Genomic DNA, 13,988 nt, shown 5'->3' on the forward strand with positions numbered 1-13,988 from the left:
AGAACACGACAGTCGACTTATGAATCTTCCTGCCCACACCGCCCTGTTCACCCCCAGCTGGCATGCCGAGCTGGAGCTGGCCTATGGGCGTTTCGGCGACAGCACGCGCCCGACGCAACGGCGCCACAAAGGTCCGTTGCGGGTGCAAAAGCATCTGTACGCCGAGGGCCCGCAGGTCTGCCAGCACATCATCGTTCACCCGCCGGGCGGCATTGCCGGCGGCGATCGGCTGGACATCAGCGCCAGCGTCGGCGCCAACGCCTGGGCGCAGCTGACCAGTCCCGGCGCAGCGAAGTGGTACCGGGCGGCGGGTCCGGCCTATCAGCAACTGGACATAAAAGTCGATGCAGGTGGCACGCTGGAGTGGCTGCCCCAGGAGAGCATCGTCTTCAGCGAGGCCAAGGCAGAACTGACCACGCAGATTGACCTGGAGGGCGACGCCCGACTGTTCTACTGGGACGTGGTTGCGCTGGGTCGGCCGGCCAGTGGCGAGCGTTTTGATCAGGGCCACTTTCAGGCGCATCTGGATATCCGGCGCGACGGCAAGTTGTTGTGGCACGAGCGCCAGCGCATCGTCGGCAATGACGGCTTGCTGGATTCGCCGATCGGCTTGGGCGGCAAGCCGGTGTTCGCGACGCTGATTGTGACCGGGGAAATCGACGCTGAATTGATGGAGCGCTGCCGCGAGCTGGCCGAACATTCACCCGTGCGCGGCGACCTGAGCCAGCTACCCGGGCTGATCATCGCCCGTTGCCTGGCGGACGAAGCGCTGCATGCGCGGGCCTGGCTGATTGAATTATGGAAGCTGCTGCGCCCTGCCCTGTTGGGCCGGGAAGCAGTGGCACCGAGGATTTGGAGTACATGATGGGCCGCGTTCCCCAATTCGCTCCCTCGGGGCACGCATAGACATCCTGTAGGAGTGAGCTTGCTCGCGATTGCGATCCGTCAGATAGGAATATGTCTCTGACACACCGCAATCGCGAGCAAGCTCACTCCTACAAGTACATTGCAGCGCTGGCTTATTCAGTTATTTAAAACGGACAAAACCCATGGACCTGACCCCACGCGAAAAAGACAAGATGCTGATCTTCACCGCAGGCCTGGTCGCCGAGCGGCGGCTGGCACGCGGTGTGAAGCTTAATTACCCGGAAGCGATGGCCTTCATCTCCGCCGCTCTGCTGGAAGGTGCGCGTGACGGCCAGACCGTAGCCGACCTCATGCACTACGGCACCACCTTGCTGACCCGTGAACAGGTGATGGAAGGCATCCCGGAAATGATCCCGGAAATCCAGGTCGAGGCCACCTTTCCGGATGGCACCAAGCTGGTCACCGTGCATCAACCGATTGCCTGAACCGAGCTTCGAACCTGAGATGACCGTCGAAACAGCCACACAGGAACCCGTGGAAACGAAAATGACCTATTCGATCCGTGACGCTTTGCTGACTGACATGCCGGCCGTGCTGGCCATCTACAACGACGCGGTGCTCAACACCACGGCGATCTGGAACGAGCAGCCGGTGGACCTTGCCAACCGCGAAGCCTGGTTCGCTGCGCGTCAGTCCCAGGCGTACCCGATTCTGGTGGCGGTCGATGCCGACGATCAGGTGCTGGGCTATTCGTCGTTCGGCGACTGGCGGCCGTTTGAAGGGTTTCGCCACACCGTCGAGCACTCGGTTTACGTGCGTGCCGATCAACGTGGCAACGGCCTGGGTCCGCTGCTGATGAAAGCGCTGATCGAACGCGCGCGCGCCTGCGACAAGCACATGATGGTCGCGGCCATCGAGAGCGGTAACGCGGCGTCGATTCACCTGCATGAGCGCGAGGGTTTCATCACCACCGGGCAGATGCCCCAGGTCGGCACCAAGTTCGGCCGCTGGCTGGACCTGACGTTCATGCAGCTGGACCTGTCGCCCGGCGCCTCTGCCCCACCCTCGCAAGCGCCCGGCATCAAGTCTGTCGCCTGAATGTTCATTCTGAAAGGATTTCGCCCATGAATGCCGCCCACTTACGCCGTGTCACGCCAGAAAGCTTCGCCCACTACCGCCCCGGTTTGGTGGCGCTCTTGCTGGACGCCGTCCACCACGGGGCCTCGGTCGGGTTCATGGCGGATCTCGGTACCGAGGAGGCTGCCGACTGGTGGGACGGTGTCAAAGCCGAGATTGAGCAGGGCAATCTGTTGCTCTGGGTGGTGGCAGAAGAAGATCAGGTGCTGGCAACGGTGCAACTGGCGCTGTGCCAGAAGGCCAATGGCCTGAACCGCGCCGAGGTGCAGAAATTGCTGGTGCTCAGTCAGGCGCGTCGGCGCGGGCTGGCAACACAGTTGATGACCGCCGTGGAACAGGCCGCGCAGCAGCATCGGCGCGGGCTGTTGTTTCTGGACACGCTGGCCGGTTCCGATGCCGAAGATTTCTATCGCGCGCTGGGTTACGAGCTGTCTGGCCTGCTGCCGGACTACGCCTGCAACCCCGACGGCGAATACAAGGCCACGGCCATTTACTACAAGTTACTGTCGAGGAAGAGCGCATGATTCCTGGTGAATACCAGATCCAGCCGGGCGACATCGAGCTCAACGCCGGTCGCCGGACCATCACCCTCAGCGTCGCCAACAGCGGTGACCGACCGATTCAGGTCGGCTCGCACTTTCATTTTTTCGAGACGAATGACGCCCTGACCTTCGACCGCGTCGCCAGCCGGGGCATGCGCCTGAACATCCCGGCCGGCACCGCCGTGCGCTTCGAGCCGGGACAGGCACGGGAAGTGGAACTGGTGGACCTGGCCGGGTTGAGGCGGGTTTTCGGGTTTGCCGGTCGGGTGATGGGGGATTTGTAGCGCTGTTTTTGTGTAGGAGCGCGCTTGCCCGCGAATCGGTCTCGTAGCCGAAATCAATGTCGTCTGACACGACGCATTTCGCGGGCAAGCGCGCTCCTACAGGTATAGCGCTGTTGATCGTTCCCATGCTCTGCGTGGGAATGCTGCCCCTGACGCTCCGCGTCACACATCGGACGCCGAGCGTCCAGCGAGGCGTTACCACGCAAAGCGTGGGAACGATCCATGAATTCAAGGAATCGCCATGAAAATTTCCAGACAAGCCTACGCCGACATGTTCGGCCCCACTGTCGGCGACCGCGTGCGTCTGGCCGACACCGAGCTGTGGATCGAGGTCGAGCAGGATTTCACCGTCTATGGCGAGGAAGTGAAGTTCGGTGGCGGCAAGGTCATTCGTGACGGCATGGGCCAGGGCCAGGGCGTTGCCGCCGAAGTGGTCGACACGCTGATCACCAACGCGCTGATCATCGATCACTGGGGCATCGTCAAAGCCGACGTCGGCCTCAAGGACGGACGCATCGCGGCCATCGGCAAGGCCGGCAACCCGGACATCCAGCCCGGCGTGACCATCGCCATCGGTGCCGCGACCGAAGTCATCGCCGGCGAAGGCATGATCCTCACCGCCGGCGGCGTCGACACGCACATCCATTTCATCTGCCCGCAGCAGATCGAAGAAGCGCTGATGAGCGGCGTCACCACCATGATCGGCGGCGGCACCGGCCCGGCGACGGGCACCAACGCAACCACGGTTACCCCCGGTAAGTGGCACATGATGCGCATGTTGCAGGCCGCCGAAGCCTTCCCCATGAACATCGGTTTTACCGGCAAGGGCAACGTCAGCCTGCCCGAGCCGCTGATCGAGCAGGTCAAGGCCGGTGCCATCGGCCTCAAACTGCACGAAGACTGGGGCACCACGCCCGCGGCCATCGACAACTGCCTGAGCGTCGCCGATCAGTACGACGTGCAGGTCGCGATCCACACCGACACCTTGAACGAATCCGGCTTCGTCGAAACCACCCTGGCGGCGTTCAAGAACCGCACCATTCACACGTACCACACCGAAGGCGCCGGCGGCGGTCACGCACCGGACATCATCAAGGCCTGCGGCTTCGCCAATGTGCTGCCGAGCTCGACCAACCCGACCCGGCCGTTTACCCGCAACACCATCGACGAGCACCTGGACATGCTGATGGTCTGCCATCACCTGGACCCGAGCATCGCCGAAGACGTCGCGTTCGCCGAAAGCCGCATCCGCCGCGAGACCATTGCAGCCGAGGACATTCTTCACGATCTGGGCGCATTCTCGATGCTCAGCTCCGACAGCCAGGCCATGGGCCGCGTCGGCGAAGTGATCATGCGCACCTGGCAGACCGCCGACAAAATGAAACGTCAGCGCGGGCCATTGCCCGGTGACGGCGAAGGCAACGACAACTTCCGCGCCAAGCGCTACATCGCCAAATACACCATCAACCCGGCGATCACCCACGGCATCAGCCATGAAGTGGGGTCGGTGGAAGTGGGTAAATGGGCGGACCTTGTGCTCTGGCGCCCGGCTTTCTTCGGCGTGAAACCGACCCTGATCCTCAAGGGCGGTTCGATTGCCGCCAGCCTGATGGGCGACGCCAACGCCTCGATCCCGACCCCGCAGCCGGTTCACTACCGCCCGATGTTCGCCAGCTACGGCAGCTCATTGCACGCCAGCAGCCTGACGTTCATCAGCCAGGCGGCCTTCGATGCCGGGGTCCCGGAACAACTGGGCTTGAAGAAACAGATAGGCGTGGTCAAGGGCTGCCGCAGCGTGACCAAGGCGGACCTGATCCACAACGACTACCTGCCAGACATCGACGTCGACCCGCAGACCTATCAGGTCAAGGCCGACGGCGTGTTGTTGTGGTGCGAGCCGGCCGACGTGCTGCCGATGGCGCAGCGGTATTTTCTGTTTTAAGGGTATTAGTCCGTTTTTGTAGGAGCGTGGCTTGTCCCGCGATCTGGTGCGCAGCGCCAGTGAAATCCATGAATGCGATGATCCCGCTAATCCGTGATCTCCGCTTTTCACGACGACTTTGTCGCCGATCGCGGGACAAGCCACGCTCCTACAATGAAAGCGTGCAAATCCGTGATGCGTCCTGCAACAACATGGCGGTACTATGCGCGCTCTCATTCAGCGCCCCGCCAGCAAGGTAGTACCCCATGCGTCTTTCGGACTTCATCGTTCAGAATGTGGATCGCATCGTCGATGAGTGGGAACGGTTTGCGGCCACGCTGACGCCCGCAGCCGCCCAGATGAGCTCAGTCGAGCTGCGCGACCACGCTGAGGCGATTCTTCTCGCGGCGGCGCGTGACATGAACACCGCCCAGACCAAAGCCGAGCGCATCGCCAAGGCTCAGGGCGAAGACATCGGCAAAACCCCGACACTTGATCAGGCCGCCTCCAGTCATGGCGAGTTGCGGCATATCGTCGGGTTTGATCTGGTGCAGATGACTTCAGAGTTCCGCCACCTTCGGGCCACGGTCGTGCGCTTCTGGGCAGAAAGCCAGAAAGAGCCACAGACCAGTCACCTCGCTGACATGATTCGCTTCAACGAAGCCATCGACGAAGCCCTGGCCGAGTCGACGGCCGCCTACGCCGATCGCGTGGCGCGTTCCCGTGACATCTTTCTCGCCATTCTCGGCCACGACTTGCGTGCGCCCCTGCAGGCCATCGGCATGTCTTCCGAAGTGCTCATGCGCAAGACCACGCTGGCGGACGCCGATGTTGCCTACATCAAGCGCATCAAGAGCAGCAGCTTGTTGATGGGGACGATGATCAGCGATTTGCTGGAGTTTGTTCGAAGCCGTCTGGGCATGACGCTGCCGGTTGAGCGCAAGCCCATGGAAATGACCCTCGCTTGTCGCGAAGCCATCGACGCCGCCACAGCAGGGCAGCCCGATTGCAACGCAGTGTTCACCAGCACCGGTGACACTCGAGGCGATTGGGATCAGGCACGTATCGCGCAAATGCTGCAAAACCTGATTGGCAATGCCTTGCAACATGGCGCGGCGACGCGTCGGGTCACCGTGAAGCTCACCGGCAGCGAAAACCATGTGAGCCTGTCGGTGCATAACGACGGCGAACCGATTGCGGAGGAAGCCATCGGCAGCATCTTCGACCCGCTGGTGCGTTCGGCCAATGAAAAGGCCGGGATTCACAACCCGTCCACCAGCCTTGGCCTGGGACTGTTCATCGTGAAAGAAGTCGTAAACGCCCATGGCGGGGGCATCACCGTGGTTTCCAACGTCGGAGACGGCACGACGTTTACCGTGGAGTTGCCGAAGAAAGGCTAGAAAGCGGACCCCGGTCCGTCAGCATTGGCGCAGCTGATACACCTCATGCCGTAGGAGCCGGCTTGCTGGCGAATCCGCCCTGTCAGTCACCTCAGATGCCGCTGCCCACCGCATTCGCCAGCAAGCCGGCTCCTACAGATCTGCGTCGATCACACGTGATGTGGACGAGATCAAGCCATTGTAGGAGTGAGCTTGCTCGCGATGGCCTCGGAACATTCAACAGCTCCTCAATCGACAAACCGGCCCAGCCGCTGCCTGAGCATGCGGTTTTCCGCTCTCACGCGTTCAAGCTCTTCCAGCAGGTTGAGCGCCAGAGCGACGCCGTCCCATTCCAGCTGTAACTCGCGATGCAATTTCACCGCACGCCTGGCGATCGACAGCGCTGAACTGTCGAACAGCCATTCGTCCGGCTGCCTTCCCTGGGGCTCGAGAATGCCATGCTCGACAATCTCGATGACGAAGGCGGCCGGCATGTCGACCACCTCACAGAACTCCTGCATGTCTATGACCAGGGTGTTGCTCATGATCAGTTACTCCATTGAGCCCTCGGATCGAACGCGGCCTGCTCGGCCAGCTTCTCCCACAGCGCTTTGGTCGCCTCATCGGTGGATTTGGGCATGACGATTTTCAGTTGTGCATACAGATCGCCGCGCTGGCCCTGCTTGTTCAACAGACCATTGCCCTTGACCCGTAGCCGCTGCCCGTTCTGACTGTCCGGACGGATGGTCAGGTTGATCTTGCCGGTCAGTGTCGGTACCGCCACCTTGGTGCCGAGCGCCGCTTCCCACGGCGCGATCGGCACCGTGATGATAAGGTCGTGTCCTTCGACGTCGAACATAGGGTGCGGCGCCAGGCGGATGATCAGGTACAGATCGCCCTTCTCGCCACCGGCCACACCCGGAGCGCCCTGCCCCTTGAGGCGAATGCGCTCGCCATCGGTGACGCCGGCCGGAATCTTCACATTCAGCGTCTTGGTGATGTCCGCCATGCGCTGACCGTTGGCGCTGTGTTGCGGCACCTTGAAGCTGATCTGCTTGGACTCGGTGGAGAGTGTCTCCTCCAGAAACACCGCCAGTTCCATCTCCACATCCTGACCTCGAAGCGCCGGGCTTTGCGCCCGGCCGCCTTGCTGACCACCACGATTGCCGAAGATGGAGCTGAAAAAGTCGGAGAAGTCGCCGTTCTCGAAGTCACCGGCACCATAGCCCTGCCCCGCGCCCGCACCCGCGCCGCCACGGCCCTGCCAGCCAGGCGGCGGCTGGAACCGGCCCTGACTGCCGTATTTGCGGATCTCGTCGTATTCGGCGCGTTTTTCCGGGTCGCTTAGCGCTTCATACGCCTCGGACGCCTCTTTGAACTTGTCTTCCGCGCCAGGCTCTTTGCTGACGTCGGGGTGATACTTGCGCGCGAGTTTGCGATAGGCGGTCTTGATTGTCTTCTCGTCCGCCGTCGGCTCTACGCCAAGGATCTTGTAATAGTCTTTGAAGTCCATCTGACGGTCACCCAATTCTGGAATATCCAGCCCAGTCCGCAGCGCGTTTCACATGTGAACGTTGACTGCGTTGAACGTTGCAATGTTATCGGCACACAGTCGCGCGAAATGAAACGCTGTCCAGACCGGCCAAATGCATTAAGAGTTGCCTGCTAGATTGGGGCTCGGGGCCGCAGTTCAAGGCAGGCGCGGGAAATAGATGCAGGTCGGGCGAGAAACCGACGTTTCGCGCTACGCATCCGGCGCGCACTCGCATACACTGCGCGGCCGTTTTTCGACTGGTATGCAAAGCAGATGAGCACTCCATCCCCGGCCCGTGCCCTTGGTATCGATTTCGGCACGTCCAACTCCACGGTCGGCTGGCTGCGCCCCGGAGCGGAAACGCTGATCGCACTGGAAGACGGCAAGATCACGCTCCCTTCGGTGGTGTTTTTCAACATTGAAGAGCGCCGCCCGGTCTATGGTCGCCTTGCACTTCACGAGTACCTCGAGGGCTATGAAGGCCGCCTGATGCGCTCGCTCAAAAGTCTGCTGGGTTCCAAGCTGATCAAGCACGACACCAGCGTGCTCGGTACAGCGATGCCGTTCAAGGACCTGCTCGGGCTGTTCATCGGCGAACTTAAAAAACGTGCTGAAGCCACTGCCGGTCATTCCTTCGAGCAAGTGGTGCTGGGCCGTCCGGTGCATTTCGTCGATGACGACGCTGCTGCCGATCAAGAGGCCGAAGACACACTGGCCGACGTGGCGCGCAAGATCGGTTTCAAGGACGTTTCCTTTCAGTTCGAGCCTATCGCGGCGGCGTTCGACTACGAGTCTACGCTCGATCGAGAAGAGCTGGTGCTGATCGTCGACATCGGCGGCGGTACGTCGGACTTCTCGCTGGTGCGTCTGTCGCCGGAGCGCCGTCTGATCGATGACCGTCACAGTGACATTCTCGCTACCGGTGGCGTGCACATCGGCGGTACCGACTTCGACAAGCAACTGAGCCTGCAAGGCGTGATGCCGCTGTTTGGTTATGGCAGCCGGATGAAAAGCGGCGCCTACATGCCGACCAGCACGCACATGAACCTGGCGACCTGGCACACGATCAACTCGGTATATTCGCAAAAGTCGCAACTGGCGCTGGGCAGCATGCGCTATGACATCGAAGACACCCAGGGCATCGATCGGCTGTTCAAACTGATCGACCAACGCGCCGGCCACTGGCTGGCGATGGAAGTCGAAGAGACGAAGATCCAGCTGACCCAGGCGGATAATCGTCTGGTGCCAATGGACCGCGTAGAGCCCGGCCTGAGCGTCGACCTGACCCGCCAGTTGTTCGAATCGTCCATTGATGCGTTGCTCGAACGCGTGCGCGCCAGCGTGACCAACCTGTTGAATCAGGCAGGTGTAGGCGTCACCGATGTCGACACCGTGTTCTTCACCGGCGGCTCCAGCGGCATCCCGGCCCTGCGCAACAGCGTCGCCGCCATGCTGCCCAAGGCCCGGCACGTCGAAGGCAACATCTTCGGCAGCATCGGCAGCGGCCTGGCAATTGAAGCGAAAAAGCGCTACGGCTGATTCCGTTCCGACCCGCAATCTCTTGCCAGACGTGAATCTGTAGGATGCCGGCTTGCTGGCGAAGGGGTCAGGTCAGAAACATTAATGTGAGCTGACACTCCGCGTTCGCCAGCAAGCCGGCTCCTACAGTAGATTGGGGTCCGACCTTGAGCGCCAACCCACCGCAAAACCTGTAGGAGCGCGCTTGCCCGCGATTGCGGTGTGTCCGTCGCCATTGATGTTTCTGACACGACGCCTTCGTCCGGATGCGGCCCAGACCAAGCGCGCTCCTACAATTTGATCGGTGTCGAGCCTGAAATTCGACGTCACCGTAAAAGATGAGTGGAAGCGCCCGGCGCTAAACCAACTCCGCCCTGCGCAGCTCGCTCTTCAGGTAGGCGTAATAAATCGGGCCTGCCACCACCCCCGGCAGGCCGAAGGCGGCTTCGAAGATCAGCATCGCCAGCAGCAATTCCCACGACTTGGCGCTGATCTGCCCGCCAACGATCCGCGCGTTGAGGAAATACTCGACCTTGTGGATCACGATCAGATACCCCAACGCCGCCATCGCCACCCAGATCGACAACGACATGCCGACGATGAAAATCAGCGTGTTGGACATCAGGTTGCCCACCACCGGAAGCAGGCCCAGCAGGAAGGTCAGGACGATCAGGGTTTTGGTCAGCGGCAGGTGCACACCACACAGCGGCAGGATCACCGCCAGGAAGATCGAGGTGAATGCCGTGTTCAGCAGCGAGATCTTGATTTGTGCGAAGACGATATTGCGGAAGGCCTGAGTCAGCAGGTGCAGACGCTCGAACAGCGCCGCCGCCAAGGGCTTGCGCTTGGTGACATCGGGGATGCGCTGCAAGGCGATAATCGCACCCAGCACCATGCCGATCAGCAACGTCACGAACATGTGCGCCGCGCCCTTGCCGAGCAACTGCAGCTCACCCAGGTGCTTGGTCAACCAGGCGCTGAGCGACACCTGAAACTCGGTGGCGCTGGCCGGCAGGTAGTTGTCGATGAAGGGCGGCAGCTGACCGCGGGCGCGGTCCACCAGAATCATGAATTTATCCAGCGACGCGCCGGGGTTTTCCGCCTCGTGCAGCAGGAAACTGATCGCGCCGGCAAACAGCAACGCCAACACCGTCACCACCAGCGTCCCCAGCAATGCCACCGCCAGCCACCGCGCGCGCTCGCCGGCAATCAGTCGCTGCAGTTGCGGCGTGAGCATGTCCACCAGCTCATACACCAGCAAACCCGCCAGCAGACTGGGCAGAAGGTTGAGCGGCAGCACCAGCAGCAGCCCGCCGAACACGAGAATGCAACTGGCCAGATAGACTTGACGGGGCGTAAACGTTGGCATACAGCCTCAAAACGAGCGGCGTGAAGGATGGGCAGTCTGCCAGCGTTCTGAGTGGAGAACCAGCGACGCGGAAGCCCTTGAGGGCTCAAGCGTGAGGAGGCTGCGATTGCAAACCGGGTCATCGGCCGCAATCGCAGAAAGTGCAGGGGCTGGCGCCGCATTTCAGCGCCCGAAATCGGATCGCAGAATTATTTCTTTTTAAGACAATCGCTCATAAAGGCCTTGCGCGCATCGCCCTTGAGCGCCTGGGTGCTGGCCGTGGCGTTGCAGGTTTTCATCTTCTCCTGCTGAGTGGCGGCCGGCGCAGGCGCGGCCTTCAGGCAAGTGCTCATGAACGCCTTGCGCTCGTCGCCCTTCAGGGACTTGGCCGAGGCATCGGCGTTGCAGGTGGTCATCTTGTTTTGTTGCGCGGTGGCGGCAAAACCCTGGGCGCTCAACAACAGGCCCATCACCAGCAGAGGAATACGCAGCATCGTCATCGGTTTTCTCCGGAAGCACCACGCATCTGCATGGCTTTGAAAGCAGTGTAGCCAAAGAATGTTGCTGCATATTTCTGCAAATGCGCAGCGTGCGCTGGACGTGCCGACTGGCAAGCCGATAATGGCGCCTCATTCAGAAGCCGGTTCGCCCATGCAATACCTTTATCCACTGCTGACCGTCATGATCTGGGCGGGCAACAACGTCATCACCAAGGCCGCCGCCGGGCGTATCTTTCCGGCCGAAATCGGGTTCTATCGCTGGTTGCTGGCAGGCTTGCTGTTCACGCCGTTTCTGCTCGCTCCCGTGCTGCGCAATCGGGCGCAGATCAGGCCCATCATCGGCAAAGTCGTGGTGCTGGGCGTGCTGGGCATGGCGATTTATCAGAGCCTGGCGTACTACGCGGCGAACATCACGACGGCCACCAACATGGGCATCATTCTGTCGTTGGTGCCGGTGATGACTCTGGGCATGTCGATCGCCAGTCTTGGCACCCGGCTGACCGCAGGCGCGCTGGTGGGCGCATTCGTGTCGTTTGCGGGCGTGTTGTGGGTGGTGTCTCAAGGGAGCTGGAGCTTGCTGATTGCCCGCGGCATCAACGTCGGCGACGTCATGATGCTCGTCGCGACACTGGCCTACGCCACCTACAGCACGCTGCTGAAGAAGTGGCAATTACGCATGCCGCCGTTGCAGCTGCTCTATCTGCAGATTCTGGTGGCGATCGTTGCGCTGTTTCCGCTGTTCATCATTTCCCCGAAAACCGGTCTGAACGCGAGCAACATTCCGTTGGTGCTCTATGCGTGCATCCCGACCTCGATGCTCGCACCACTGCTGTGGATGAAAGCAATCTCCATCCTGGGGCCAAGCCGTACCACGTTGTTTTTCAACCTGGTGCCGATCCTGACGGCGCTGGTTGCCGCGCTCGCGCTGGGCGAGCAGCTGGCGTCCTATCACTTCATCGGTGGTGCCCTGACGCTGGGCGGGGTAATCCTGGCAGAACGCTGGACCACGCCGCTGCGCAAGGCCGCGATCCGTTAAACCTGTCCGTCGGATGAACCCGGCAGTCAGGCTTTGTCGTGATCCTGCGCAGCGTGAATCGACACATCGGTAATGCCCAACACATGGGGCAGACCGATGGTGCTTTCACCTGTATCGAAGGGGTCATCTTCAACGGCCACGTTGTGCTTGAGCGCCAGCTCGTGCACAACCTCGATGATCGGGACGTCGAGGTTTTCAATCAGATCGACATGGTGCTCACCGGCCAGCGTGTACTCGATTTCATAAAGCTCTTTATCGCTCATCGCATCTCTTCCTACGCGACCTCTCGGGTCGACTGATCACGAACTACAGCCAAGTAAGTCAAAGACCGGCGGCTTTGAGACGCGCGGCATGTTCAAGGAACAACCCCACGGGATCGGCTCCCTTGCCCACCAGCCCGAAGTGCTGGTTGACGATGTCGAAATGGTCGAGCAAGCAGTCTTTACCCATGACTTACGCGGGTGAGAACTGCATCTCCCGACCATGCCATCAGATTGACCTCGGTGTTTCGCGAACGTGCGAGCAATTTTCGGCCGGTGAGATTTAACGACAAACAGGCCAAAGTGGCCGTGAAGCGCATGAACACAACAGAAAAGGGTAATGCCCCATCGCCATCAATTTGATCGAACTCTTTTGTGTCTTCAACGCTCCTAACAGCAACGGGCCAACAATGGCCTTTTCGCGGAGCGATTCGAATGTTCAAGCAATCCCTGGCAGTAGTGATTTCCATGGCCGCATTGGCTGGTTGCGCATCGACCACCCTGCCAAACCCGGTTGATTACGCGACCTATCGCAATGAGCCGCTGGTCAAGCAAGTCGAAGAAGGCATGACCAAGGAACAAGTCCTGACCATCGGCGGCACGCCATCGACGACTGTTCAGCGTCGCGCCCACCCAGGCACTTGCAACAACTACGTGCTGAACCGTGAAGGCCATCAGCAGGCTTACTACGTCACCTTCGACAACAATGGCCGCGTCAACAGCAAGGGCTTCATGACGTGCGAACAGCGTGACGCCAACGAACGCGCCATGTGATCTGACGCCCCTTTGTTTGATAGGGGCTTGACTGCATGAGCCTGCTCGCGATCACGAGCGCCGGGGCATCGTCAGGATGCCCGTCGCTGCCGTGATCGCTGGCTATTTTTCCTGACGCACGCACCCCCTGTCTCGATCCCGCATTTCTCTTGCTCCGCATCACTTCTACCCTGCGACAATCTGACTCCGCGTCAAAAAGTCCCCGAACAAAAAATCAAACTTTTGCCAGTGCCCACCACTCACACCTTAAGACCCCGATCCTGCCGGGCGCCTGCTTAGGCATGGCGCAACAGAGCGCGACGGAAAAAAACCGGAACAGCCCTGGAGAAATCTGATGATTAACCTGCACCCTATGACCGATGTCGCCACGTTGCGAGAGCGCGCGCGCAAAAACGTTGAAGACGGCGCCGTCACTGAAGGCTACAACGGTGACCGTGAAGAGGTCCTGCGTTTACTGAACTCCTCGCTGGCGACCGAACTGGTCTGCACCTTGCGTTACAAGCGCCATTACTTCATGGCCAAGGGGATTAAATCCCACGCCGCCGCTGATGAGTTTCTGGAACACGCCAATCAGGAACTTGAACACGCTGACAAGCTGGCCGAGCGCATCGTGCAGCTGGGCGGCGAGCCGGAATTCAACCCGGACCTCCTGAGCAAGAATTCCCACGCCCAGTACGTGGCCGGCAACACCTTGAAAGAGATGATCACCGAAGATTTGGTGGCCGAGCGCATTGCGATCGACAGCTATCGCGAGATCATTCAGTACATCGGCGATCAAGACCCAACCACCCGCCGCATCTTCGAAGAGATCCTGGCGCAGGAAGAAGAGCACGCCGACGACATGGCCGACCTGCTCGACGGTCTCTGATACGTACTACGCAATACAAA

Annotated in this window: 16 protein-coding genes and 1 pseudogene; 11 read left to right on the forward strand and 6 right to left on the reverse strand. The window is 60.7% G+C overall.

All coding sequences use genetic code 11. The features are described from left to right. Window positions 1-19: 19 nt before the first annotated feature. The 7 genes from EC919_RS12910 to EC919_RS12940 all read left to right on the forward strand — a co-directional run bounded on the left by EC919_RS12910 (window position 20) and on the right by EC919_RS12940 (window position 6,151). Window positions 20-865 (forward strand): urease accessory protein UreD, encoded by an 846-nt coding sequence (locus EC919_RS12910; RefSeq protein WP_133774462.1) that lies wholly within the window; start codon window positions 20-22, stop codon window positions 863-865. 184 nt (window positions 866-1,049) lie between these two features. Further along, window positions 1,050-1,352 (forward strand): urease subunit gamma, encoded by a 303-nt coding sequence (locus EC919_RS12915; RefSeq protein WP_020293711.1) that lies wholly within the window; start codon window positions 1,050-1,052, stop codon window positions 1,350-1,352. Window positions 1,353-1,413: 61 nt separating this feature from the next. Beyond that, on the forward strand, window positions 1,414-1,965 hold the full coding sequence (locus tag EC919_RS12920; RefSeq protein WP_133774464.1) for a GNAT family N-acetyltransferase: 552 nt from the start codon (window positions 1,414-1,416) through the stop codon (window positions 1,963-1,965). A gap of 26 nt (window positions 1,966-1,991) precedes the next feature. Beyond that, window positions 1,992-2,528, forward strand: coding sequence for a GNAT family N-acetyltransferase (locus EC919_RS12925; protein ID WP_133774466.1), 537 nt, complete (start codon window positions 1,992-1,994; stop codon window positions 2,526-2,528). After that, entirely contained in the window at window positions 2,525-2,830 is a 306-nt protein-coding gene (locus EC919_RS12930) for an urease subunit beta (protein WP_133774468.1), read from the forward strand. The genes EC919_RS12925 and EC919_RS12930 overlap by 4 nt, the downstream gene beginning before the upstream one ends. A gap of 241 nt (window positions 2,831-3,071) precedes the next feature. Then, window positions 3,072-4,772 carry an urease subunit alpha gene (ureC, locus tag EC919_RS12935; protein ID WP_133774470.1) on the forward strand — a complete coding sequence of 567 codons (1,701 nt, stop codon included), beginning with the start codon at window positions 3,072-3,074 and terminating at the stop codon, window positions 4,770-4,772. A gap of 245 nt (window positions 4,773-5,017) precedes the next feature. Beyond that, window positions 5,018-6,151, forward strand: a complete 1,134-nt coding sequence (locus EC919_RS12940) for a sensor histidine kinase (RefSeq protein WP_133774472.1) — start codon at window positions 5,018-5,020, stop codon at window positions 6,149-6,151. 227 nt (window positions 6,152-6,378) lie between these two features. Here the strand turns inward: EC919_RS12940 and EC919_RS12945 are convergent, their stop codons facing one another. Further along, entirely contained in the window at window positions 6,379-6,675 is a 297-nt protein-coding gene (locus EC919_RS12945) for a chaperone modulator CbpM (RefSeq protein ID WP_133774474.1), read from the reverse strand. Window positions 6,676-6,677: 2 nt separating this feature from the next. Beyond that, the gene (gene cbpA, locus EC919_RS12950; RefSeq protein WP_133774476.1) at window positions 6,678-7,643 is read right to left on the reverse strand and encodes a curved DNA-binding protein; all 966 of its coding nucleotides are present in this window, start codon (window positions 7,641-7,643) and stop codon (window positions 6,678-6,680) included. A 294-nt stretch (window positions 7,644-7,937) separates the two neighbouring features. On the opposite strand from cbpA, the gene EC919_RS12955 reads away from it, so the two are divergent. After that, window positions 7,938-9,203, forward strand: a complete 1,266-nt coding sequence (locus EC919_RS12955; RefSeq protein ID WP_133774478.1) for an Hsp70 family protein — start codon at window positions 7,938-7,940, stop codon at window positions 9,201-9,203. 337 nt (window positions 9,204-9,540) lie between these two features. On the opposite strand, the gene EC919_RS12960 is transcribed toward EC919_RS12955, so the two are convergent. Then, a complete protein-coding gene (locus tag EC919_RS12960) occupies window positions 9,541-10,551 on the reverse strand; it encodes an AI-2E family transporter (RefSeq protein WP_133774480.1) in 1,011 nt (336 codons plus the stop codon). Window positions 10,552-10,739: 188 nt separating this feature from the next. After that, a complete protein-coding gene (locus EC919_RS12965; RefSeq protein WP_122533784.1) occupies window positions 10,740-11,030 on the reverse strand; it encodes a PsiF family protein in 291 nt (96 codons plus the stop codon). A gap of 151 nt (window positions 11,031-11,181) precedes the next feature. On the opposite strand from EC919_RS12965, the gene EC919_RS12970 reads away from it, so the two are divergent. Then, the gene (locus tag EC919_RS12970; RefSeq protein ID WP_133774842.1) at window positions 11,182-12,066 is read left to right on the forward strand and encodes a DMT family transporter; all 885 of its coding nucleotides are present in this window, start codon (window positions 11,182-11,184) and stop codon (window positions 12,064-12,066) included. Between the two features lie 26 nt (window positions 12,067-12,092). On the opposite strand, the gene EC919_RS12975 is transcribed toward EC919_RS12970, so the two are convergent. Both EC919_RS12975 and EC919_RS12980 read right to left on the reverse strand, forming a co-directional pair. Beyond that, on the reverse strand, window positions 12,093-12,329 hold the full coding sequence (locus EC919_RS12975) for a hypothetical protein (protein ID WP_133774482.1): 237 nt from the start codon (window positions 12,327-12,329) through the stop codon (window positions 12,093-12,095). 58 nt (window positions 12,330-12,387) lie between these two features. Continuing rightward, window positions 12,388-12,590 (reverse strand): annotated as a pseudogene (locus EC919_RS12980) (triacylglycerol lipase); the annotation flags it as partial. A 171-nt stretch (window positions 12,591-12,761) separates the two neighbouring features. Here EC919_RS12980 and osmE point away from each other — a divergent pair. Further along, window positions 12,762-13,100 carry an osmotically-inducible lipoprotein OsmE gene (gene osmE / locus EC919_RS12985; RefSeq protein WP_133774484.1) on the forward strand — a complete coding sequence of 113 codons (339 nt, stop codon included), beginning with the start codon at window positions 12,762-12,764 and terminating at the stop codon, window positions 13,098-13,100. Between the two features lie 334 nt (window positions 13,101-13,434). Further along, the gene (locus EC919_RS12990) at window positions 13,435-13,968 is read left to right on the forward strand and encodes a ferritin-like domain-containing protein (protein WP_133774486.1); all 534 of its coding nucleotides are present in this window, start codon (window positions 13,435-13,437) and stop codon (window positions 13,966-13,968) included. Window positions 13,969-13,988 lie beyond the last annotated feature (20 nt).

Source organism: Pseudomonas graminis, from assembly GCF_004364335.1.
In the GTDB taxonomy this organism is placed as follows: domain Bacteria; phylum Pseudomonadota; class Gammaproteobacteria; order Pseudomonadales; family Pseudomonadaceae; genus Aquipseudomonas; species Aquipseudomonas graminis_D.